This is a genomic window from Kitasatospora sp. NPDC052896 (genome assembly GCF_044547075.1).
Lineage (GTDB): Bacteria > Actinomycetota > Actinomycetes > Streptomycetales > Streptomycetaceae > Kitasatospora.
This window is the reverse complement of the sequence record NZ_JBITZU010000010.1, coordinates 183,683-206,031: the sequence shown is the minus strand read 5'-3', so window position 1 is coordinate 206,031 and position 22,349 is coordinate 183,683. Positions and strand designations below refer to the sequence as shown.

Genomic DNA, 22,349 nt, shown 5'->3' with positions numbered 1-22,349 from the left:
TTCGCGTCCGCTCAAGCGAGATGGAGCACCCCGTGATGGACCACACACACGAGCCGGGACCCGCCGGCCCGCACATCGCCGTCATCGGCATGGGATGCCGACTGCCGGGCGACGTCGACTCGCCCGCCGCGCTGTGGCGACTGCTCGTGGACGCGCGCGACGCGATCGGGGACCCCCCGCCGGGCCGTGCCCAGCAACAGGCCCCGGGCGGACCGCTCGACCCGGCCTCGGCAGTGCCCCGGTGGGGCGGCTACCTCCGGGACGTCTCCGGCTTCGACGCGGACTTCTTCGGAGTGTCCGGCAAGGAGGCGGACGTCCTGGACCCCCAGCACCGGCTGCTGCTGGAGGTGGCCTGGGAGGCGCTCGAACACGCCGGACTGCCTCCGGACCAGCTGGCCGGAACCCCGACCGGACTGTTCGCGGGCCTCAGCTACACCGACTACATGGAGTCCCTCGCCGGCCGGCCCAGCGAGTTGGAGGGCTCCATCCTGACCAACGGGCACTGCGTGGCCGCGGGCCGCATCTCCTACCTGTTGGGCCTGCACGGGCCGTGCGTCGCCCTGGACACCGCCTGTTCCTCCTCACTGGTGGCGCTCCACCTGGCCTGTCAGGCCCTGCGCAACGAGGAGTGCGACCTCGCGCTGGCGGGCGGTGTCACGTTGGTGCTCGGTGCCCGCACGACGATGTCCTTCGCCCGGATGGGCATGCTCTCGCCGACCGGGCGCTGTCGCACCTTCGACGCCGCGGCCGACGGATTCGTCCGCGGCGAGGGCTGCGGCGTCGTCGTCCTCAAGCGCCTTCGCGACGCGCTGCGCGACAACGACCGCGTCCTGGCCGTGGTCCGCGGCTCGGCGGTCAACCAGGACGGCCGCTCCGACGGTCTGGCCGCCCCCTCGGGCCTCGCCCAGCAGGCCGTGTTCCGGCAGGCCCTGACACGGGCCCGGACCGACCCGCGCGAAGTGGGGATGGTCGAGACCCACGGCACGGGCACACCGGTCGGGGACCCCGTCGAGTTCGCCAGCCTGGCCGAGGTCTACGGCGTGGGCCAGGGCCGCTGCGCACTCGGATCGGTCAAGACGAACCTGGGGCACCTGGAGCCGGCCGCCGGAGTCGTCGGCCTGATCAAGGCGGTGCTCTGCCTGCGGAACGGGCTCATCCCGCCCAACCTGCACTTCACCCGCTGGAATCCGGCCATCGCCGCCGACGGCACCCGCCTGTTCGTCCCCACCGAGCTGACCGCCTGGCCCACCCGGACGTCCTCACGACTGGCGGCGGTCTCCTCCTTCGGCTTCTCCGGTACCAACGCCCACGTGGTCCTGGAACAGGCACCCGTCACCGTCGCCCGCGCCCTGCCCGCGACCACGTGGTCACTGCCGCGGCAGGTGACCACCGTCAACGGCACGCGCCTGCCGGCCCAGCGCACCGCACCGCCGGAGGTCTTCCTCCTCCCGGCCGGTTCCCGGGACGCGCTGCCCACCGCCGCCGAGCGGTTCGCCCACTGGCTGGAGGACGACGGGGCCGCCGTCCCGCTGCGCGATGTCGCCCACACCCTCGCCCTGCGCCGCTGCCTGGGGCGCGGCCGCCTCGCCGTGGTGGCCGCCTCGCACCGCGAACTGATCCGCGCCCTGAGTTCGTTCGGGGCCGGGAACGCCCACCCGGGCGTGGTCTGGGGCTCGGTCGGGGTGGGGGTCAGTCGGCGTCCGGTGTGGGTGTTCTCCGGCCAGGGTTCGCAGTGGCAGGGCATGGGACACGACCTGCTGCAGCACGAACCCGCCTTCGCCGACGCCCTGGCCGAGGCCGACGCGCTGATCACCGCCGAGGCCGGCTTCTCCGTCCTCGACGCGGTCCGCGACCGCGAACGGATCACCGGCTGCGGGCGGGTGCAGCCGACGTTGTTCGCCCTGCAGGTCGCGCTGGCCGCCACCTGGCGCGCCCACGGAGTCGAGCCGGCCGCCGTCGTCGGCCACTCCATGGGCGAGGTGGCGGCGGCCGTCACGGCCGGAGCGCTCACGCTGGCCGACGGTGTCCGCGTCATCTGCCGGCGATCCGCCCTCCTCACCCGGATCGCCGGGGTCGGCGCCATGGCCACCGTCGCCCTGGACAGCGCCGCCGTCGAGAAGGAACTCACCGCCCACCACGCCGGGGGTTCGGTGTGCGTGGCCGTCCTGGCCGCGCCCGGTTCGACCGTCGTGGCCGGCAGCACCGGTGCGGTGCGGCGGCTGACCGCCGACTGGCAGGCCCGCGGCATCGCCGCGCACCTGATCGACGTCGACATCGCCTCGCACTGCTCCCAGGTCGACCCGCTGCTCGCCGACCTCGCCAGCGCCCTGGCGGATCTGACCCCGTGCCAGCCCACGGTCCCCTTCTACTCCACCGTCCTGGACGATCCCCGCGACGCCCCGCTCTTCGACGCCGCCTACTGGTGCGCCAACCTGCGCCGTCCGGTCCGGTTCGCCGCCGCCATCGCCGCCGCGGCCGGTGACCGCCACCAGGTCTACCTCGAGGTCTCCCCCCAGCCCGTGGTCACCCACACCGTGAAGCAGGGCCTGGACGGCCTGCTCCACGACCCCGTCGTCCTGCCCACGCTGCGCCGCGCGGAGCACGAGCCGACCACCTTCCGCGCCCAGCTCGCCGCCCTGCACTGCGCCGGCGTCACCGTCGACTGGTCCCGCCTGTACGCCGGAGGCAGCCTCGCCGACGTCCCGCCGCTCACCTTCGACCGCCGGCCCCACTGGACGGACACCACCTCACCGCTGAACACCCCCCACAGCCCCGGCGGCTCGCCGACCACCCTCCCGGGGACGCACACCGAGGTACCGGGCACCCAGCTGCGCCATTCCTGGCGGGCCGACACGGGGACCGACGCGCTGCCCTGGTTGGCCGACCACCGCGTCCACGGCACTCCCGTGCTCCCCGGCGCCGCCTACTGCGCCCTGGCCCTGACCGCCGCCTGCGAGGTCTTCCACGCCGAGCCGTACGAAGTCGAAGCGGTCGACATCCACTTCCGCGAACTGATGCACCTGGCCGACCACACCGACGCGACGACGACCGCCACCCGCCTGGGCCCCGACCGCGCCGACTGCGACGTCTTCGGCCGCGACCAGGACCGCGCCTGGATACGACAGGCCAACGCCGTGCTGCGCCGCATCGAACCGCCCCCGCGGGAGCCGGCCGTCTCCGTGCCCGAGCTGGCCGCGCGGCATCCCGTCGCGCTCGACCCGGAGGCCCTCTACGCGAGCCTGCGGGCCCGTGGCCTGGAACACGGACCGGCCTTCCGCGGGTTCACCGAGCTGCGCACCTCGCCCGAGGGCGACAGCTTCTGGGCCCGCGTCACCGTTCCCACCGCCGCGGAAACGGCCCCACACGCGCTGCGGATCCACCCGGTCCTCCTCGACCTGTGCGCGCAACTCGTGGTGGCCGGCCTGGTCCGGGAACCCGGCCAGGGCCTGGTCCTGCCCGTGCACGTGAAGAGCGTGCGGATCCTCGGCGACCCCGGGACCGCCGTGTACGCCCACGCCCGGATCATCCCCGCTCCGGCGGGCAGCACCATCGGCCGCGTCCTGCTCCTGGACGAGGGTGGCCACCCCGTCGTCGACATCGACGCCCTGCGCTTCGTCCACCACGGCGCGAGCCAGGACACCGGCCCGGACCGGTGGTTCCTGGAGACCGGCTGGCACCCCCAACCGCTCGGCGCGACAGCGGGGCCACCGGCGCTGGACAGCTGGCTCGTCGTGGGCGAGGCGGACGGCTCCGCCCAGCTGCTGACCGACGCCCTGCGCGCCACCGGGGCGACGGCCGAGAGCCTGGACGCCGCGGTGGGCGTCGACACGCTCGAACGGCTCAGGAACCTCATCGCCGAGCGGTGGGCACCCCCGCTCAGCCCGCCGAGGGCCGTGGTCCTGCTGTGCGCACCGCCCCCACCGGTGCGGGACGACCCCGCTCCGGTCGCCCTGCGCCGGACCCGGCACCTGCTGGCCATCGCCCAGGCCGCCGCCGCCTGTGCCGAGCCCCCGCGCCTGTACACGGTCACCCGCGCCGCCCACCACCTCGAGCCCGACCGGGCGGCCGATCCGGCCCAGAGCGCGCTGCGCGGCCTGGTACGCGTCCTGACGCATGAGCACCCGGAACTGCGGGCAACCCTCGTCGACGCCGACCCCGCCGACACCGACCTGCTCGGCGTCGCGCGGGAACTGGCCGCCGACGCCCCCGAGGACGAGGTCGCCCTGCGCGGCACCGACCGCCACATCGCCCGCCTGGCCTACGCCCCGCTGTCCGAGGGCGAACGGGCGAGCGCCAGCACGCGCACCGTCCGCTACGGCGTGGACCGCTTCCGCCTGCGGGCCGGCCGGCTCGGCGACCTCGACAGCCTGGAGTTCGCCGTGACCACGCGCCGCGCACCGGGCCCCGGGGAGGTCGAGCTGCGGGTGCGGGCCGCCGGCGTGAACTTCCGCGACGTGCTCACCGCCATGGGCCTGCTGGCCACCGACGAGGACGCCGGCTCCCGCGTCGGATTCGAATGCACCGGCGTGGTCACCGCGGTCGGCCCCGGCGTCGACCACGTGCGTGCCGGTGACACCGTGCTCGCCGCCGACCTGCGCGGTGGGGCCTTCGCCTCCTTCACCACGGTCCCCGCCTTCACCGTGGCGGCCATCCCCGCGGGGATCGACCCCGACGAAGCGGCGGGGCTGCCCACCGCGTTCCTCACGGCCTGGTACGCCCTGCACGACGTGGCCCGGCTCACGCGGGGCGAGCGGGTCCTGATCCACAGCGCCACCGGCGGAACCGGTCTGGCCGCGCTCGCGGTCGCGGGCCGGCTGGGGGCCGAGGTGTTCGCCACCGCCGGCAGCGAGGAGAAGCGCCGGTACCTGCGCGACCTGGGCGTCCGGCACGTGTGGGACTCCCGATCGCTGGACTTCGCCGAGCAGGCCCGCGCCGCCACCGCGGGCGAGGGCGTCGACGTCGTCCTCAACTCACTGTCCGGGCAGGCCATCCGGGCCGGACTGGAGACGCTGGCGCCCTTCGGCCGGTTCGTCGAGCTGGGGGTGCGCGACATCCTCGCCGACACACCGCTCGGTCTGGCTCCCCTGCGGCACAACGTCACCATGAGCGCGGTCGACCTCATCGAACTCCAGCGCTCTCGTCCGGAGGTCTTCGCCCGGGTGATGCGGGAGGTGCTGGCCGAGTTCGAACGGGGCGCCCTGACCGCCCTGCCCTGTCGGACCTATCCGCTCGCCAGGGCCCGCGACGCGTTCCGCCTGATGGCCGGCGCGGGACACATCGGCAAACTCGTCCTGACCGTTCCCACCGAGGGCAGTGGCACCGCCGTCCTGCGGGAGCCGCCCTCCCCGGTCCGGCCGGACAGCGCCTACCTCATCACCGGCGGCCTGCGCGGCGTCGGCCTCGCCACCGCCGGCTGGCTGGCCCACCAGGGCGCCTCCCACCTCGTCCTGAACGGACGCACGCCCCCCTCCCCGGAGACCGAACGGATCCTCGCCGGGCTGCGCGACAGCGGCACCCGGATCAGCGTCGTCCTCGGCGACATCGCCGAGCCCGGCACCGCCAGACGCCTGGTGACCACCGCCACCGCCGACGGCCTGCCACTGCGCGGTCTGGTCCACGCCGCCATGGTCCTCGACGACGCCGCGGTCACCAACATCACCGACGACCAACTGGACCGGGTGTGGCACCCCAAGGCCACCGGCGCGTGGCGCCTGCACGAGGCGACCGCCGGGCTGGCACTCGACTGGTTCGTCCTGTACTCCTCCATGGCCTCCCTGCTCGGCAACCCCGGCCAGGGCGCCTACGCCGCCGCCAACGCCTGGCTCGACGCGTTCGCCATCTGGCGCTCCGCCCACGGCCTGCGCACGCTCGCCGTCAACTGGGGCCCCTGGGGCGAGACCGGGGTCGCCACCGACTTCGCCGCCCGCGGCTACCAGACCATCCCGACCGAGGACGGACTCCGGGCCCTCGCCACACTCCTGACGCACCAGCGGGTACGCACCGGCGTCATCCCCGGGACGCCGGACACCTGGATCCCGGCGGCCGGCCGCCGTTCCTCGCTCTTCGGCCTCCTCACGCACGACGCGGCGGGAACGGGAGGCACCAAAGACCCGAGCCGCGACATCCGGGCCGAGCTGCGCTCCGCCGAGCCCGGCCTCGCCCGCCGCACGGCCCTCGAGGACTACCTGGCCGAGCACATCCGCACCGTGCTCCGGCTCGGGAGCGCCACCCTCGACCCCCAGACCCCGCTGAAGGCACTCGGCTTCGACTCCCTGCTGAGGATCGAACTGCGCACCCGCCTCGAATCCGGTCTCGGCACCAGACTCGCCGGCGACTTCGTCTGGCAGCACCCCACCCTGGCGGCCCTGGCCACCGGCCTGGCCGAGCACATGGGCCTGGACCTGAACGGTGACGACGGCCCGCAGCCCCGGCCCCGTTCCCAGGGCGGCACCAGCGACACCCGACCGACCACGACGGGAACCTGAGGCAAGGACCATGGAGACACCTCAGCCGTCCGCCACCGCCACCGCCACCGCCACCGCCACCGGCGGCCACCTTCCCACCGATCCGCCGCCCACGACCGTCCCCGTACAGGCCCGGAGGACACCGGTGATCCCCCCGGAGCGCCCGGGCACGGCGACAGGCGCCGGTGAGGGGCACCGCGTCATGGCCTTCATGCCGCCCCAGCCCGAGCGGGTTTGCCACACCCGCCACCTGGTCGCCTCGATGCTCCGCCTCTGGCGGTTGGAGCACCTCAGGGACGCCGCCGAGCTCGTGACGAGCGAGCTGGTGACCAACGCGATCCAGCACTCGCCCGACCAGCACCCCATCACGGTGACGATCGAGCACGACGAGCAGTGGCTGTCCATCGCGGTCAGGGACCGCTCCGCCGGCGTGCCCCGGCTCGCCGGCGCGGGCGTCTCCGACGAGCACGGGCGCGGCCTGTTGCTGGTCGGACACGTCGCCGGCGCCTGGCTCTGCGAGGCGCATGCCGATGGGACCAAGACCGTCTCCTGCCGGCTGGCCCTGTGGCCCCCGCAGCCGGCGGACCTCGCGATCCCGGCGCGGCCCACTCACCGACCCCTCCTCACCGACGGCCGTGACACCCACCTCCCGCCGCCCCGCCCGAGCGTCGTGTGAGTGGGCGGGCGCCGCGCGTGGGGCCCACACCCCGCGCGCAGCGCCACCCGTGTCCCTCCCTCCGCACGCGGCCCCACGACGTCCGGGCCGACCGGGCCCTACCCCCGCCGGTCAGTGCCGGAGCCGGTCAGTGCCGGAACCGGACCGCGGATGGCGCAGGCGCGCGAGCGTCCGGCGGTGCGCCGCGCAGCGGGGGCCGCCAGCGCGGCCGACGGTGTCGAGCTGGCGGACGAGCTGGTGCAAGGAGATCATGGCCGTGATCGGGGGCAGGCCCACGACCACGATGTTGAGCACGGTCCAGGGCACGGTGGCCACGCACAGCCCGGCCACCGCACTCGTCGACAGGATCAGGACGGTCCAGGAGTCCCTCGGCCGGCGTCCCTCCACGGCCGCGCGCAGCGCTGACAGGCAGCCGGCGAGCCACGGCCCGTACACGGCGATCGGCCACAGGCGCGACAGCCCGTGCGGCACCCGGGAGAACGCGAGGTCCTGCAACGGACCGTAGGAGAGCACGCAGTCCAGCAGACAGACGATGCCGACCGTCACGGCGGTGAGCCCGCCGACCGCCGGGCCGAGGAACTGGGACCACGGGGTCACCGGCCGACCGGGTCGTCGGCGGCGGGGAAGGGGCGGCGGGGCGGCATCGAGCTCGACCGCGGCGGGTTCGGCGGTGGGCGCCCAAGGAGGCGGCAGGACGAAGGCCCCCTCCTGCTCCCAGCTGCCCAGTGTCTCGACGGTCGGGTACGGCGGCCACGGTGTGCCGGCGACGGGGGGATCGTCGCCCCGGTCCGGCCGGTCGTACGGCGGGTCCTGCGGGTAACCGTCCGAAGTGCCGTAGACGGTGACCCCGTACTGGGGGAAGAGGTCGCCCATCGGGTCATACACGGCGGTCTCCCCGAGCACGCCGGCACGCGGTCGGCAGGGGTATCGACGTCCGGCATCGCGCCACGACCGGATCCCGGGTCCAGGGCGACGCGCCCGCGGATTGGTGCGTTGAACTCATACCCCGTCAACGAGATACCCACGACCCCGCATGTACGGCATACGGGTGTCGTCCAATAGTCAATTACCGGCCGCTAACCGGGATTACTCACGTGCTCCGACGACCCCGAGCCATCTCCTCCGAAAAATGCACTGCGGCCGAGTTCTTATACAATCCACATCGCTCCCCGGAATTACCCAGCGCACAAACCCATGGAGAAACCTTTTCCCTCCCGTGACCTCCGTCACTCCGTGCTATATTTCCGGACCGCCAGGGGGCTTCCCGAATTCGAGACCCCGCGCCGAGATGAGTACGCCGCCAAAAGGGGTTCGGATGCTGAGGAAAGAGGAATACCAGGACGCCTGTGCCTTGCGTCGCCAGGGGTGGTCCCTCTCAGCGGTCGCCCGACATCTGGGGCGGGACCGGAAAACGGTGCGGGCTTACCTGAACGGGGAGCGGACGGTGGGAGTCCGAGTCCCGTCCCAGGACCATTTCCTGCGGTTTCTGCCCTACTGCCGCCAGCGCTTCAGCGATGATCCGCACCTGCGAGCGTCCGTGCTCTTCGGCGAGGTGGTCGAACTGGGGTATCCAGGCGCCTACTCGACCTTCACCCGCGCACTGCGCAAGCGGGTGCCCCGGCCGAACTGCGGACTGTGCCAGCGCGCACCCCAGGGGCTCGGTGCGGCGGCGGACAGCACGCCGGGCGAGGACGTCCAGTTCGACTGGGTGGAACTGTACGACCCGCCGGCCGAGTGGGGCTGCGGGAGCCGGGCACACCTGCTGATGGGTTCACTCACACTCTCCAGTCGCTGGCGCGCGGCACTGACGCAGGGGAGGGAGTTCGCGCACTGCGTCGAGGCCATGGACCAGGTGATGAGACGTCTGGGAGGAACGGGCGAGCGCTGGCTGTTCGACCGCACGGCTCCCATGTGCTCGGCGACCGGCAGGGTGACGGCCGCCTTCACGAGCGTGGCCCGGTACTACGGGGCCTCCGTCGCGATCCGCACCCGGGACGGCCAGCAGGCCCCGGTGGACCGCTCCCGTCACTCCATCACCCAACGCTGGTGGCACTCCATGCCCAAAGGCATCGGCATGCCGGCCGCACAGGCGAGTCTCGACCGGCTCGCCGAGCTTTCGGCCGGCCCCCGCCGACCGGCCTGTGACACCAGGACGCTGCTGCCCCTGCCGGCCAAACCCTTCCCGGCCCGCTTCCGCGCTCGGCGCACCGTCGGCGCCAAGGGCCTCGTGTGCTTCGAGGGAAACTTCTACGCGCTGCCCCCGGACCTGGCCGGCGCCGTGGTGAACGTCCACCGGCGCCTGGACGAGCCGTACGTGTCGATCACCACGGAGCACGGAGCGATCATCGCGCGCTTCGTGCTGGCCCCGCTGGGAGCGGGCCAGACGGTGCTCGGCCGGCGCGATCTCATCACCCTGGAACGTCCCGTGCGCGCGTCACGCTCCGCGGTCGGTCCCTGCCCGGGCAGCAGGGGCAACCGGCCGCCTTCCCCGGAAGCGCTGGCCGAGGCCGAAGCCCTCCTCAGGGGCGCCGGCGGGCCGGACCGGGGCACCGGCTCGGCGGCCTCCCGCTCGCACGTGCCATCGGCGAACCGGCCCGCCCACGGCTGCCAGGCACGGGCGAGGTACCTGTCGGCACGACCGAGGCGGTGAAGCCTCGAAACACGAGCCGCGCGGCACCGGAACCGGTCGATCCTCCTTCACACCCCGTCAGCGCGGCCTCCGGACTTTGCTTACGGCATATTCACTCAGCAGGGTGGTTTAGTCACATTTAGCACCTTTGCCTCCCGAAAGTCCCTGATAGTTGTTCCATGGGCGAGATGCGTGTTCTGCTCGGACGGCGCGGTGTCGCGGACGGTGGATCCACCGGTCGGCACGGTGGCGGTACGAGCGGTGCCCGCCAACGCCGAGGACGACACCGACGGCCGGATTGAGCCGGGACCACCCGGGTCACGCCCACCGGCCGGCGCCGCAGCGTGACCCGCCCGCTCTCTTCCGCCTTCGTCACGGAGAAAACGGAGCCAGCATGCCGCTACCCGCCATCGGAAAGCCTCGAGCCCTGACGCCCGAACAGGCGGCCGCCATGACACCAGGGATGTGGCTGGCTGGTGTCCTCGGCCGGTACCGGCGCGATCAGGCCGTCATCCGATGGGCCGCCCAGCCGCACCACCTGCTGGCGGTTCCCTCCGGTGTGCGGTGGGACACCGTCAGCGTCCCGGCGCACCTGGGCATGCCACTGCTGGAGCGCCTCCTGGGCGGACCGGGAACCGAGCGCGTCGGTCCGGTCCTCTGCGACGGCCGGGACGACCGCACCTACTGGCTGATCCCCGTGGGGTCCTTCGTCGGATGCAAGGCACTCCATCCTGACGTGCACCTCATGCCCTCCGGTCACCTCGTCGAAGTGCCCTCCCCCGGCGTCGAGCACGCGTCAGACCTCGTGGCGGACCTCCTGGCAGAACAACCGTCCGACTGTTCGGAGGACACAGCCTCCGAGCCCGTGACGTGGGCGCACTGGCCGACCGTCAACGGCGTTCTCACTCCGCCGGAAGACTTCATCGGATCACTCACCGGTCCCCACCGCACCCATGCGCCGTCGCGCTGCGTGCCCACTTCGCGCGGGCTCCTCCTCCCGCACCCCCGGCGCGCCCTGCTGCCCCCGCGGCAGCACCGGCTGGCACACCAGTGCCGCCACCGCCGCTGACCGGCGGTTCCGATCGCCCTTCCGCTCCGATCTGGTTGATCGGAGCGGACAGGAAACGAGGGCAGCCGTCGCGCACGATGTGCCCGATGAACCGGATTCCCCTGGTCACGCTCTCGGCGTGTTCGCTCACCGGCCGGATCGCGGACGCCCGTGCCGTCATCAGGGCCGTGCAGTCGAATACCGCGAAGATGTCCGGGTGATCGGCGAGGATTCGCTCCACCAGGCGCACATCGGAAATGTCGCCCACGTAGAAGGTGTGGCCCGCGGCGATCTCGCCCCGAGCTGCCGCGATATTTCCCAGAATGACAGGCTCGATCCCGTGGTCGATGCAGACGGAAGCGATCGTGTCACCGACGAAGCTGGCACCGCCGGCGATGAGAACCTTCATACGAAACCTCTCGTGCTTGCGCCCGAAACGAATGTGCGTGACGAGGGACACCTGCGACAGCGGAACGAGGCCTTCGGCTCCGGGTGATCCTACCCGGCACGAACGGCGCGGATATCTCCTTACTGATCGCCAAAGCACCTGATCGGCATTCTGACCCGCTCTGTCGGCCCGGCCACCGGGGCGGCGGAGCAGGCGGAGTTCTCTTCGACGATGGCCAGGGCCTGCCCGATCGCCTCGCACAACATCATCAGGTCTTCGATATCACCGGTCACGGCGGCGGGGGCGATCCGGGCGAGCGCGCCGATGGCCACCAAGGACAGGCCCTCGACCGTGGTGAGGTCAGGACGATCACCGCTGGCCGGTGGGCTGCTGAGCACCACGTACCCGTCCAGTTCCTCCCTGATCTCGGCGCTCACGCCTCCCCAACCCGCCGTCCAGGTCCCGCGCCCGTTCGGCACGTCCTCATCAGCCGGATCGAGTCCGGTCAGCACGACTTCGACGGCGTCCGCGTACGCGCCCAGCACCACCTGGTGGAGCTCGTGGTCCTGCCGTTCCGCCACGCCGCGGATCCATCCTGCGGCGCGAACACCGACCTCGGCCGCCATGCGCAGCGCCCGGTGCCCCGAGGGGACCTCGCCGGTGCGGGGCGACGGCGGACCGGCATGATCATCGGAAATCGAGAGTGTGTATACGGTCATGCCGGAACAACCAGCGGGATGTCACAGCGGTTACGCCAACTACGCTGGCGCTCAGTGGAATTGGCCACTCCCACATGGCACCGCGGCCCCGGGTGTCGAGAGCGCACGCACCGCACCGGGGCACGCCTGGATCGAACAAAAGAACCGGCCCGGATCTTTCCGGCTGCCGGTCTGCCGGTTGGTTCACGGTGGCAGAGCGTGCCTGACGGGCGGAAGCCCGTACCCTTCGCGGGCGTGAAGGTGGTGGGGGGGGAGCGTGCGTGGCTGTGAGCGCCAGCCGTGAGCGCTCTGCCGTTCGGGTGATGTGATGCCGGAGCCATTGCCAGAGGCCCGGCGGAAATGGATTACTTCACGTATCCGAACCGTAGGCCACCAGCCGTCGGAGGGGGCGGCGGTCGGCCTGTCATCGGCTTCAGGGGCGTCCCGGATCCGGCGCTGCGATGGACGCCCACTGAGGCGACTGGATCCACCAGCCGGTATGACCGAGTCGCCCACCGCCAGCAGTCGGTTGCCACCGGTGTCGCTGCCCGAGTGCCCACGACGGCGACTGTCCGACGTCACCGCACGTGGGACAGCCGGCGCGGTCGACGTCGGGTCACCGCCACGGGCGGCTCCACCTACGCCGGTCCTGGCATCCGAGGCGGCACTGCTGTCGCCCGACACGTCCACCGGGCTCAGGCGGCCGGACATCCCGGATAGAGGCGTCTCCTGGCAGCGCCCGGGCGCTCTCCATCACCTCCTCCGGGCGACGGCTGGCAGCCGCCGTTCCAGACAGAGAGGCCCGATGAACACGTCCCAGACCTCGCTCCCCACGGCGGCCCCAGCGGCATCGCCGACGCTCTCCGCGCTCGCACCGGCCCAGGGGCCGGTGTCGGGAGGATCCACGGTGACACTGACCGGCACCAACCTCACCGGGACGACCGCGGTGAGTTTCGGCAGTACGCCGGCCACGTCGTTCACGGTGGTCTCCGCCACCCAGATCACCGCGACCACGCCGGCCGAGGCCGCGGGCCCCGTCCAAGTGACCGTCACCACCTCCGGCGGCACCAGCAACACCCTCACCTACACCTACGTGGCCGCTCCGACCCTCACCACGCTCGCACCGGCCCAGGGGCCGGTGTCGGGAGGATCCACGGTGACACTGACCGGCACCAACCTCACCGGGACGACCGCGGTGAGTTTCGGCAGTACGCCGGCCACGTCGTTCACGGTGGTCTCCGCCACCCAGATCACCGCGACCACGCCGGCCGAGGCCGCGGGCCCCGTCCAAGTGACCGTCACCACGCCCGGCGGCACCAGCGGCGGCCTCACCTACTTCTTCCTCAACCCGCCGACCCTCGCCGCGCTCGCACCGGCCCTGGGACCAGGCGGAACCGTGACCCTGACCGGTGCCAACCTGACCAACGCCACCGCGGTGAGCTTCGGCGGCTCGGCGGCCGTGTCGTTCACCGTGGTCTCCGCCACCCAGATCACCGCCACCGCCCCCACCGGCAGCGGCACCGTCCAGGTCACCGTCACCACCCCGGGCGGCACCAGCAACGCCCTCCCCTTCACCTACGTACCGTCACCGACCCTCACCGGCCTCACGCCCGTCCAGGGGCCGGCCTCGGGCGGAGGCACGGTGACCCTGACCGGCACCAACCTGACCAACACCACCGCCGTCAAATTCGGTACCACGCTCGCGTCGTTCACCGTGGTCTCCGCCACCCAGATCACCGCGACCGCGCCGGCCGAGGCCGCGGGCCCCGTCCAGGTCACCGTCACCACACCCGGCGGCACGAGTGGCGGCCTCTCCTACTACTCCGTCAACGCTCCGACCCTCACCGCGCTCGCACCGACCCAGGGGCCGGTGTCGGGAGGATCCACGGTGACACTGACCGGCACCAACCTCACCGGGACGACCGCGGTGAGTTTCGGCAGTACGCCGGCCACGTCGTTCACGGTGGTCTCCGCCACCCAGATCACCGCCACCGCGCCGGCCGAGGCCGCGGGCCCCGTCCAGGTCACCGTCACCACACCCGGCGGCACCAGCGGCGGCCTCACCTACTTCTTCCTCAACCCACCGACCCTCGCCACGCTCGCACCGGCCCTGGGACCAGGCGGAACCGTGACCCTGACCGGTGCCAACCTGACCAACGCCACCGCCGTCACCTTTGGCACCACGCTCGCGTCGTTCACCGTGGTCTCCGCCACCCAGATCACCGCCACCGCCCCCACCGGCAGCGGCACCGTCCAGGTCACCGTCACCACACCCGGCGGCACCAGCAACGCCCTCCCCTTCACCTACGTACCGTCACCGACCCTCACCGGCCTCACGCCCGTCCAGGGGCCGGCCTCGGGCGGAGCCACGGTGACCCTGACCGGCACCAACCTGACCAACACCACCGCCGTCACCTTTGGCACCACGCTCGCGTCGTTCACCGTGGTCTCCGCCACCCGGATCACCGCGATCACACCCCCCGGGTCCGCGGGCCCCGTCCAGGTCACCGTCACCACACCCGGCGGCACCAGCAACGCCCTCACCTACACCCAGATTCAGCCGCCCGGCATCTGACGGCTCCGGGGATCGCCCAGGACACGAAGCGCGGTCGTCGGGACCGGCCCGAGTGATGTTCCAGCAGATGGTTCCGCTTCGAAGGCACCCTGCGAGTCGTCCGGGCGGTACGCACGGTTTCGAGAGCCCGCGGTGCGCGTGGCAGCTCGACCGCGGCGGCCCCGGTGTCGTGCCTGGACGGACGTACGAATGGTTCCCTGAGGCACTGTCGCGTCGGCCGGCCGGCGCGGGACGGACCGGGGGTCGGTCGGTCCCGTCGGCGACCGCCTCCCGCATCGCGGCCGGTTCAGGTGTCGGCGATGCGGCTGAACAGCGCGGCGGCCCGGGCGATCACCGCGCGGTCCTCGGCGGAGAGGGCCCCGAGCTGTTCGTCGAGCCAGGCGTTCCGTCGCGTCCGGGTGGCGCCTCCCAAACGGTGGCCCTCCTCGGTGGCACTGAAGAGCACCCTGCGGCCGTCGCGCGGGTCCGGTGAGCGTACGACGTAGCCGGCGGAGGTCAGGCGGTTGACGGTCTGGCTCATGGAGGCCGGGGAGACGCGGCCCCGCTCGCTGAGGTCGGTCAGGGTCCGGGGCCCGTTCTTGTGCAGGTGGGTGAGGACCTCCAGTGCCACGTCGCCGAGGCCGCCTTCGGGGCGTTCACTGCGGAAGCGGCGGTACAACTGCCCGACGGCGGAGCGCACCTGCGCGCCGAGGTCGTCGTCCTCGATCTCGGCCGCGGGCCGTCCGGCGGTTGCGTGGTTCTGCACAGTTTCTTAGTATACCTAAGCATTTCTTTCGTGTACCTAAACACAGCGAGCTCCAGGAAGAGTCGAACCATGCCCGCGAACCCCCTCGGCATCGCGCTGCGCAACCGGCGCGCCGGCCAGCACACCCTCGCCTGGGCCGACAACGCCCTGCAGGCCCCGGAGAACTTCGCCCTGACCAGCCCCGCCTTCGGCCACGGCACGCCCATCCCGAGCGCGTACCGCGGCCGGGTGTTCGGCGCGAACGTCTCCCCGGCCCTTGCCTGGACGCAGCCGCCGCGGGGAACCGTCGAGCTCGTGCTCATCGTGCAGGACCCCGACGTCCCCTTCGGCAAGCCGGCCACCCACGCACTCGCGGTGGGCATCGACCCCGCCCTGGGCGGCATCGCGGACAACGCCCTGGCCAACCCCAGCCCGGTCCCCGGCATCCGGCACGGCAAGGGCCCCCTCGGCCGCCTGGGCTACGCCGGACCCATGCCGATCCGGTCGCACGGCCCCCACGCCTACGTCTTCCAGCTGTTCGCCCTCGACCGGGCCACCGAACTGGCGACCGGCTTCACCCTGGACCAGTTGGTCGCCGCCATCACGGGCCATGTCGTCGGACGGGTCCGGCTGGACGGGACCTACGAGAACCGCTGACGCGTTGGCGTTCACGCGCCGGTCCGACGCTGCCGGACCACGCCCCCGGAACGGTGAAGAACTTCGTGGAGCTGGCGAAGGGCGAACGCCCGAGAAGGTCGTCGACGCCATCGCCGAGACGGCAACCAACCCCCGCACCGACCGCCCGGCAGATCACGCACGGCTCCTGCATCCGCTGGACCGGCCCCGCGGACGGCACCGGGCCGAACATGGACGGCGTGCGTGCCTGGACCTTCGCCAAGGTCCCCGGGGGCGTCCTGGTGAGCACCGAGGAGACCCACACCGGTCCCCAGGTGGACACCGACGTCCCCACCGCGACGGGGATCCTCCGGCAGGGCCTGGACGCCTGGCTGGATGCCCTGAAGGCCACCGCCGAGCAGCGGGCCCAGGAGGCGTCAGGGCGCCGCTGATCCGGCACCGGTGACAGGGCGCCGGCTTGGCTGGCGCTGTGCGCCCGGGTCCGCCACCGCTGGGGTGACGGGCCCGGGCGCGAGCGCGTTCAGCGGCACAGGGTGCGCAGGGCGGTGAGGCAGTCCGCGGCCCGGCGCTGCGGGTCGGTGTCGGTGCTGGCCCAGGCGATCCGGGCGTCCGGTCGGATCAGAACGGCCGTGACGTCCCGCCAGATCGGATCCGCCGCTTCGGTGTTGACGGTGACTGCCCGCTGTTCCAGGCCGCCCGCGGAACACGGCGTCCGCGTCCCGCCGAGGTCCAGCAGCAGTGGCCGGCCGTGGTGCATCAACGGGTGGGCGGTGGGTGCCTCGGCCGCGTCCAGGGCGAGGCCGGCCAGTCGCGTGCCGTCCAGCGGGTGCGCGCCGGGCGCGTTGTCGGCGGGGAGCGGGTCGTCGAAACCGGCGATCCTGCGGGCCCACTGGCGGTTGGTCCGCGGTTCGGCCAGCGCGGCGGACCAGACCTCGCGCAGCGCGATCTGCTCCGGGCTCGCCGCGGCGAACAGGGCGAGCTGCGCGCGGGTGTTGTCGATGACGGCACGGGCGGCCGGCCGGCGCTCCGTGTCGTAGCTGTCGAGCAGTCCTTCGGGCGCCCGGCCCTGGAGGGTGGCGGCCAGCTTCCAGCCCAGGTTGGTGGCGTCCTGGATGCCGAGGTTCATGCCCTGCCCACCGGCTGGGAAGAACATGTGCGCCGCGTCCCCGGCCACCAGCACCCGTCCGGCCCGGTAGCGCGCGGCCTGGCGGGTGGCGTTGCCGTAGCGCGAGAGCCACCGGGGGTTGCGGATGCCGAGGTCCCGTCCCAGTAGCGCGCGGGTCTGCTCGCGCACCTCCTCCAGGGTCAGCGGTTCGCCGGTGCCGCGGTGCATGGTGGCCGTGGAGAGGCCCGCCAACCGGTGGACGCCGTCGCCGATCGGGGCCGCCAGGAACGAACCGGCCGGCCCGGTGGCGGCGAGCGGCGCGGTGGGCGGGTCGTCGAGTTCGACGTCGGCGAGCCACCCGGTCAGCGTGGTGTCCTGACCGGGAAAGTCGATGCCGGCCGCCTGGCGCACCGCGCTGCGGGTGCCGTCGCAGCCCACCACCCAGCGCGCCCGCACGGTCCGGTGGGTGCCGCCGGCCCGGACCACCATCTCGACGGCGTCCGGCCCCTGGACGAGCGAGACGACCTCCTGCCCGCGCAGCACCCGGGCGCCCACGGCGACCGCGTGCTCCTCCAGGAGCTGCTCGGTGACGGACTGACCGAGCGCCAGCATGAACGGGTGCACCGCTCCGAGCGTGGAGAAGTCCAGCCTGGTGGTCGCCGCGCCGAAGTGGCCGGTCGGCACCGGGGTGCCCCGTTCGACGAACCGCTCCGCGAGTCCGCGGGTGGCGAAGGTGTCCAGCGTGCCGGCCTGCATGCCGACCGCACGCGACCGTCCGTCCGGTGCCGCCCGGCGTTCCACGACGGCCACCTCCACCCTGTGCAGGCGCAGCTCCGCGGCCAGCCAGAGTCCCACCGGGCCGGCCCCGGCGATGAGCACGTCGAGCATGACAACCACTTCCTCTCACTCTTGTCCGTTGGACAAGGATGAGCATGCCCTAGAATTATCCATTGGACAACCGGAGTTGGGGCAGCAGGCTCGGAAGCCGACCGGAGAGGCGCATCGGATGGGTACGACACGGGGCGAGATCGTCGCCGCCACGCTGGCGGTCCTCGACGAGCACGGGCTGGACGGCGTGACCATGCGCGCCGTCGCGGCCCGGCTCGGCGTGCAGCACAACACCGTCCGCTGGCACGCCTCCAGCAAGGGCCGCCTGCTCGAACTGGCCTCCGACGAACTCCTCGCGCACTGTCTCGACGAGCCGCTGCCCGAGGCGTTCCCCGACCGGCTCAAGGAACTGAGCCGCCGTTGCCGCACGGCACTGCTCTCCCACCGCGACGCCGCCAGGATGGTCGCGGGTGTCTTCGCGGCCGAGCCCCGCACGCTGCGCTACGCCGACACCGTGGTCGCCACCCTGCTGGCGGCCGGCCACTCGCCGCGCACGGCCGCGTGGACCCACTGGACGATCTTCTACCTGACCCTGGGCCTCACCCAGGAACAGCAGGCCGCCCAGGAGACCGCACCGACCCTCCTCCCGGACCAGGCCCCGGCCGACAGCTACCCGGCCCTGGCCGAGGTCCTGCCGTACGTCGGCCCCGACAGCTTCGACCAGCGATTCGAATTCGCCCTCGACCTGATCATCGCCGGCCTTCCCCGGGCCGAGGTGCCAGTCGGCCAGGGCCGCTAGGAGCTGTTCGAGGTTCGGATCCGGGTAAGGCGCGGTGGCGTGCCGGCCGCGGCCGGGGCGAGCTTGCCGAGCAGGGTTGAGGGCGGGAACGCGGCGGCGAGCGGGGGCGGCCGAACGCGATCCGTTCCCGCTTCCGAAGGTGGATACGTCCTGCCGTCCGTGGCGTGGTCACCAGTAGTCTGGCGTGGGCCGGCGTGATCATCCGTTGGTGGCACGGGCTGGCCGGCTCAAGCCCGCTTCCGCACGACGAGGCCGCGCTCCACGGCCCACCGCCGAGCCGAGGGGCGGAACCCACGGGCCGTCGCCGGGGGCCGCGCCCACCCGCGCCGACCAGCCGCACCGCCAAAGGACCGTCATGACCCTGGAGATAGATCTGCCGCTCGGCGCGAACGCCGACAGCGATGCCCACGCCGAGCGCCTGGCCGCCGACCTCACCGAAGTCGGCAACGAACGCTTCCTACGGGCCGTGCTCCGCGACCGGGCACGCTTCCACCACCGCAGCACCACCGCCCTGTTCGGCCCGCCGAGCAGTCGACCCGAGGTCGCCGAGCCGGACGCCAGTCTGCTGCTGCGCGCGATCCACCTGTGCTTCTCCGCCCACCTGCCGCTGAGCCTGTCCCCCGACGTCCTCTGGTACGCGGTGGTCCACGAGGTCGCCGTCCACGTCCAGCTGAACACCGACGCCTATGCGGGACTCTTCACCGCCACCCCCGGTGAGCGGCAGGCCATCGTCGTGCACGACGACTTCGCCCCCCTCGACTGGGAACGGTCCGTCAACCTGGTCCAGCAGCCGTTGCGGGAGCGAATCGGCGAGGAGATCGCCGACCTGTTCCAGCCCACCTTCTCCACAACCACCCCTGCCACCGCCACCGCCACCCTGATCGCGCTGCTGGACGTGGTCAGCCCGTACTACCGCTTCCGCTGGAGCACCCTGTGCGGCATCCCGCGGATCCGGCTGGAGGGAACCGACCGCGACTGGCGTCTTCTGGTCAGCCAGGTACGGGAGTTGGCGGGATGGTTCGAAGGGCTGGCGCCCTGGTTCGCCGCACTGGAACCAGTACTGGTCACGATCGCCGACACCGCCTCGGGATGGGGCGTGGACGAGGAGTTCTGGCGCTCGCTCTACTCCTGGCGCTCCGAATCCGGCGGCGACCGGGTCACCGGCTGGATCACAGCCTTCTTCGCTCACCGATACACCGAGGACGGGCCGATCCCCAAGGACTCGTTCGGAGCCGACGGCACCGACAACGACGACTTCCCCTCGCACGTCAGCCGCGTCCCCTTCCGCTGGCAGACCCCGGCCGGCACCTCCGACATGGCCTTCCTCGGCGGGGTGCTGGGCATCGAACGCGACGGCGAGTGGATCCGGCCGCACCTGGGCCACGCCGTGGTCGAACTGCTCCACACCGAGCCACGCGACGAGCGCCTGCCCGAGCCGTGGACATTGGCGGCCGTCCAGCGGGTGACCGGCTGTCCCACGGCGCACCTGCTCGACACCATGGGCACCGTCCGGCTCAACGGCGAGGAGCTGGAGGCCGCCGTCGCGATCAACGTCAACGGGCTGTGCGTGGTGCGGGGAGCAGACGGCAACTGGCACCTGGGTGATCTGGTCTCCGAGCAGAGTGACATCCACTGTTGGGGCACCCACGGACCGGACCTCGGTACCGCCCTGCGCTCGCTATGAGCCCCGTCTGACACTTGCCCCCCGTGGCCACCCGCACCGGCCAGGCCGGCACCAACACCCTGGCGGACGCAACACCCAGGGCGCGGTCGGAGCCACCTGCCCAGCGGCGGTATCTTGCATGTCGCGTTGGCACACTTCTGAAGGAAATCGGATGTCGCAGCAGGTCACCGGGCGGTCGCCGAGGCGTCTGCGAATGCGTCGCGGCCGTGTGGCGGGAACCGGGTTGGCGGTGCTCACCTGCCTGGTCGCCACGGCCTGCGGCACGTCCACTCATCGCGCTCAGGAGCGGGCGCCCCTCCCCAGCGCCCTGCCCGCCGGCTCGGGTCAGTCCGGTGGCGCCGGGCCGTCCCTCCCCCTGCCCAGTGGCGCCCCGTCGGCCGAGCCCATCGATCTGAGCCGGTGGCAGCTGATCCTGCCGGTGGACAAGAACGGCGAAGCCTCAGGTGACGACGCGGCGGTCGTGCGCCCGGCCCGGCCCACCGCGCCCTGGCTGACCCAGCAGCCCGACGGCAGCCTGCGGTTCTGGGCCCCTGCGGGCGGCGCCACCACGGGCCACTCCCTGCACTCGCGCACCGAGCTCGACTCCCTCACGGACTTCCCCGTGGGCCAGGGCCAGCACGTGCTCAGCGCCACGCTCATCGTCCAGCAGCTGCCGCAGCAGAGCCAGGACATCACCATCGGCCAGGTCCACGGTTACGGATCCACCTACAGCGCGGCTCCCTTCGTGCTGCTCTCCTTCAACGGGTCGCGGCTCGTCCTGGCGGTGGAGAGCAAGCCGAAGCTCCAGGGCTCGGTCGGGCCGTCCGACGGCGCGACGACCTCGTCGCAGACCGTTCTCGACGGGCTCGCCCCGGGTCAGCCGCTCGCCTACACCATGACGGTGGACGGCGCGCGGCTGACCGTCGACGCGACCCTCTACACCACCACCGGAGCGGTCCAGCACTCCGGTTCCGTCTCGGTGGCCCTGCCGCCGGCCTGGAACGGGATCCCGGTCACCTTCGACGCCGGCGACTACGAACAGGACGACGCCGCCTCCTCGCACTCCGGCGGAGGTCAGGTCACCTTCCTCCGCCTGAACACCACCTGACGGGCCGATCCGAGGCGCCCGTGCGCGAGCTCAGCCACTCGCTGGGTAGTGGGGGGAGTCAGGATTCTGACCGCCATTCCGTTCGGCGTGGGCGGAGGGCCTGCCGCCCACGCCGTGGAGCACCCGCAGCCTCGGTCACTCACCTCGGTTCGTGATCCTTCACGGAACTGCGGTCGGAACCTTTCGTGGCTGCGGCCGGATCTGCGTGAATCCCAGGGCAGGGCGTGAACGCAAGAACGTTCAGCGGGCGCTGCCGAGGTCCCGGTCGGCCTCGGAGCCCTGGAGCATCAGCGTGGTCTCCTCGACGCGGCTGAAGCGGCCGTCGGGCGCCAGGTCGGCGAAGACGTAGACCTCCAGGCGCACGGACGAGCCGTCCTTCTTCGTGGCGTGGACCGTGTGGCGGTCGGCGTACTTCGTGCCGTCGCGCAGTTCGTCGTGGACCTCGACGAACCCTTCGGCGACGACGGTGCGCAGGTGGGAGATGTGCTCGATGAAACCGGCGCGGTCGGCCCACTCCCCGTCCGTGCGCTGCCGGTAGTCGGGGGTGAAGTGGAGGTCGGCGGCCTCCTCCACGGTGATGGCGGAGTTGAAGACCAGATCGGTGATGGCGGCGGCGATGCCAGTGCGGTTCACGGGAATCCCTTTCGTGACGAACACTCGGAGCAACTGCGTGCGCTGCGCACGCTTCGCTCTGACTGTAGCACCGGATGCGTGCGCGGCGCACGCTAATTTTTGAGGCGCGGGGAGACGGGACGGACAGGACGCGAGATCGCCGACGCGTTGGCCATCCCGCCCGAACGCACCACCCGCACAGGAGCCTGGACGAGGGGTCAGCGAAGTGACGCACCCGACCCTGAGCGCACCGGTCAGAACCGGCCCTCCCCCAACGCGGCCTTCGTGAGCGGCTCGCACCAGGCCCCGGTCGCCGTCGTCGGGCAAGGCGCGGCAGATGCGGTGGTGGACCAGGTGCCGGCCGCGCGACCGCGCGACCCGGACGCCGGCCCACCC

The 22,349-nt window shown here is 72.5% G+C and carries 15 protein-coding genes; 9 read left to right on the top strand and 6 right to left on the bottom strand.

Features of this window, described 5'->3' with window-relative positions:
- The first annotated feature begins 35 nt into the window (after window positions 1–35).
- Entirely contained in the window at window positions 36–6,485 is a 6,450-nt protein-coding gene (locus ACIGXM_RS22225) for an SDR family NAD(P)-dependent oxidoreductase (protein ID WP_396563449.1), read from the top strand.
- Window positions 6,486–6,495: 10 nt separating this feature from the next.
- Entirely contained in the window at window positions 6,496–7,140 is a 645-nt protein-coding gene (locus ACIGXM_RS22220) for an ATP-binding protein (RefSeq protein WP_396563447.1), read from the top strand.
- 111 nt (window positions 7,141–7,251) lie between these two features.
- On the opposite strand, the gene ACIGXM_RS22215 is transcribed toward ACIGXM_RS22220, so the two are convergent.
- Window positions 7,252–8,025 (bottom strand): hypothetical protein, encoded by a 774-nt coding sequence (locus tag ACIGXM_RS22215; RefSeq protein WP_396563446.1) that lies wholly within the window; start codon window positions 8,023–8,025, stop codon window positions 7,252–7,254.
- A gap of 559 nt (window positions 8,026–8,584) precedes the next feature.
- Between ACIGXM_RS22215 and ACIGXM_RS22210 the strand changes: the two genes are divergently transcribed.
- Window positions 8,585–9,790, top strand: a complete 1,206-nt coding sequence (locus tag ACIGXM_RS22210; RefSeq protein WP_396563444.1) for a Mu transposase domain-containing protein — start codon at window positions 8,585–8,587, stop codon at window positions 9,788–9,790.
- Between the two features lie 911 nt (window positions 9,791–10,701).
- On the opposite strand, the gene ACIGXM_RS22205 is transcribed toward ACIGXM_RS22210, so the two are convergent.
- Together ACIGXM_RS22205 and ACIGXM_RS22200 are read right to left on the bottom strand one after the other, a co-directional pair.
- Window positions 10,702–11,277, bottom strand: a complete 576-nt coding sequence (locus ACIGXM_RS22205; protein ID WP_396563442.1) for an NAD-dependent epimerase/dehydratase family protein — start codon at window positions 11,275–11,277, stop codon at window positions 10,702–10,704.
- Between the two features lie 68 nt (window positions 11,278–11,345).
- Complete coding sequence (locus ACIGXM_RS22200; protein ID WP_396563440.1) at window positions 11,346–11,831, bottom strand: hypothetical protein; 486 nt, start codon at window positions 11,829–11,831, stop codon at window positions 11,346–11,348.
- 877 nt (window positions 11,832–12,708) lie between these two features.
- On the opposite strand from ACIGXM_RS22200, the gene ACIGXM_RS22195 reads away from it, so the two are divergent.
- Window positions 12,709–14,478, top strand: a complete 1,770-nt coding sequence (locus tag ACIGXM_RS22195; RefSeq protein ID WP_396563438.1) for a beta strand repeat-containing protein — start codon at window positions 12,709–12,711, stop codon at window positions 14,476–14,478.
- A gap of 286 nt (window positions 14,479–14,764) precedes the next feature.
- Here ACIGXM_RS22195 and ACIGXM_RS22190 read toward each other — a convergent pair whose 3' ends face one another.
- Window positions 14,765–15,223, bottom strand: a complete 459-nt coding sequence (locus tag ACIGXM_RS22190) for a MarR family winged helix-turn-helix transcriptional regulator (protein ID WP_396563436.1) — start codon at window positions 15,221–15,223, stop codon at window positions 14,765–14,767.
- Window positions 15,224–15,292: 69 nt separating this feature from the next.
- Here ACIGXM_RS22190 and ACIGXM_RS22185 point away from each other — a divergent pair, with 69 nt between their 5' ends.
- Together ACIGXM_RS22185 and ACIGXM_RS22180 are read left to right on the top strand one after the other, a co-directional pair.
- Entirely contained in the window at window positions 15,293–15,859 is a 567-nt protein-coding gene (locus ACIGXM_RS22185; protein ID WP_396563435.1) for a YbhB/YbcL family Raf kinase inhibitor-like protein, read from the top strand.
- Between the two features lie 218 nt (window positions 15,860–16,077).
- On the top strand, window positions 16,078–16,269 hold the full coding sequence (locus ACIGXM_RS22180; RefSeq protein WP_396563433.1) for a hypothetical protein: 192 nt from the start codon (window positions 16,078–16,080) through the stop codon (window positions 16,267–16,269).
- 89 nt (window positions 16,270–16,358) lie between these two features.
- On the opposite strand, the gene ACIGXM_RS22175 is transcribed toward ACIGXM_RS22180, so the two are convergent.
- Window positions 16,359–17,831: an FAD-dependent monooxygenase gene (locus ACIGXM_RS22175; protein WP_396563431.1), complete on the bottom strand. Its 1,473-nt coding sequence runs from the start codon at window positions 17,829–17,831 to the stop codon at window positions 16,359–16,361.
- A 118-nt stretch (window positions 17,832–17,949) separates the two neighbouring features.
- On the opposite strand from ACIGXM_RS22175, the gene ACIGXM_RS22170 reads away from it, so the two are divergent.
- The 3 genes from ACIGXM_RS22170 (at window position 17,950) to ACIGXM_RS22160 (ending at window position 21,341) form a co-directional block, all read left to right on the top strand.
- Window positions 17,950–18,570, top strand: a complete 621-nt coding sequence (locus ACIGXM_RS22170) for a TetR/AcrR family transcriptional regulator C-terminal domain-containing protein (RefSeq protein ID WP_396563429.1) — start codon at window positions 17,950–17,952, stop codon at window positions 18,568–18,570.
- Window positions 18,571–18,925: 355 nt separating this feature from the next.
- On the top strand, window positions 18,926–20,254 hold the full coding sequence (locus ACIGXM_RS22165) for a DUF4419 domain-containing protein (protein ID WP_396563427.1): 1,329 nt from the start codon (window positions 18,926–18,928) through the stop codon (window positions 20,252–20,254).
- A gap of 193 nt (window positions 20,255–20,447) precedes the next feature.
- The gene (locus ACIGXM_RS22160; protein WP_396563425.1) at window positions 20,448–21,341 is read left to right on the top strand and encodes a polysaccharide lyase family 7 protein; all 894 of its coding nucleotides are present in this window, start codon (window positions 20,448–20,450) and stop codon (window positions 21,339–21,341) included.
- A gap of 240 nt (window positions 21,342–21,581) precedes the next feature.
- Here the strand turns inward: ACIGXM_RS22160 and ACIGXM_RS22155 are convergent, their stop codons facing one another.
- The gene (locus tag ACIGXM_RS22155) at window positions 21,582–21,974 is read right to left on the bottom strand and encodes a nuclear transport factor 2 family protein (protein WP_396563423.1); all 393 of its coding nucleotides are present in this window, start codon (window positions 21,972–21,974) and stop codon (window positions 21,582–21,584) included.
- Window positions 21,975–22,349 lie beyond the last annotated feature (375 nt).

Coding starts and splice junctions, on each gene's coding strand:
- ACIGXM_RS22225 (WP_396563449.1), top strand. CDS start 36: ATGGACCACACACACGAGCCGGGACCCGCCGGCCCGCACATCGCCGTC.
- ACIGXM_RS22220 (WP_396563447.1), top strand. CDS start 6,496: ATGGAGACACCTCAGCCGTCCGCCACCGCCACCGCCACCGCCACCGCC.
- ACIGXM_RS22200 (WP_396563440.1), bottom strand. CDS start 11,831: ATGGCGGCCGAGGTCGGTGTTCGCGCCGCAGGATGGATCCGCGGCGTG.
- ACIGXM_RS22195 (WP_396563438.1), top strand. CDS start 12,709: ATGAACACGTCCCAGACCTCGCTCCCCACGGCGGCCCCAGCGGCATCG.
- ACIGXM_RS22185 (WP_396563435.1), top strand. CDS start 15,293: ATGCCCGCGAACCCCCTCGGCATCGCGCTGCGCAACCGGCGCGCCGGC.
- ACIGXM_RS22175 (WP_396563431.1), bottom strand. CDS start 17,831: ATGCTCGACGTGCTCATCGCCGGGGCCGGCCCGGTGGGACTCTGGCTG.
- ACIGXM_RS22170 (WP_396563429.1), top strand. CDS start 17,950: ATGGGTACGACACGGGGCGAGATCGTCGCCGCCACGCTGGCGGTCCTC.
- ACIGXM_RS22165 (WP_396563427.1), top strand. CDS start 18,926: ATGACCCTGGAGATAGATCTGCCGCTCGGCGCGAACGCCGACAGCGAT.
- ACIGXM_RS22160 (WP_396563425.1), top strand. CDS start 20,448: ATGCGTCGCGGCCGTGTGGCGGGAACCGGGTTGGCGGTGCTCACCTGC.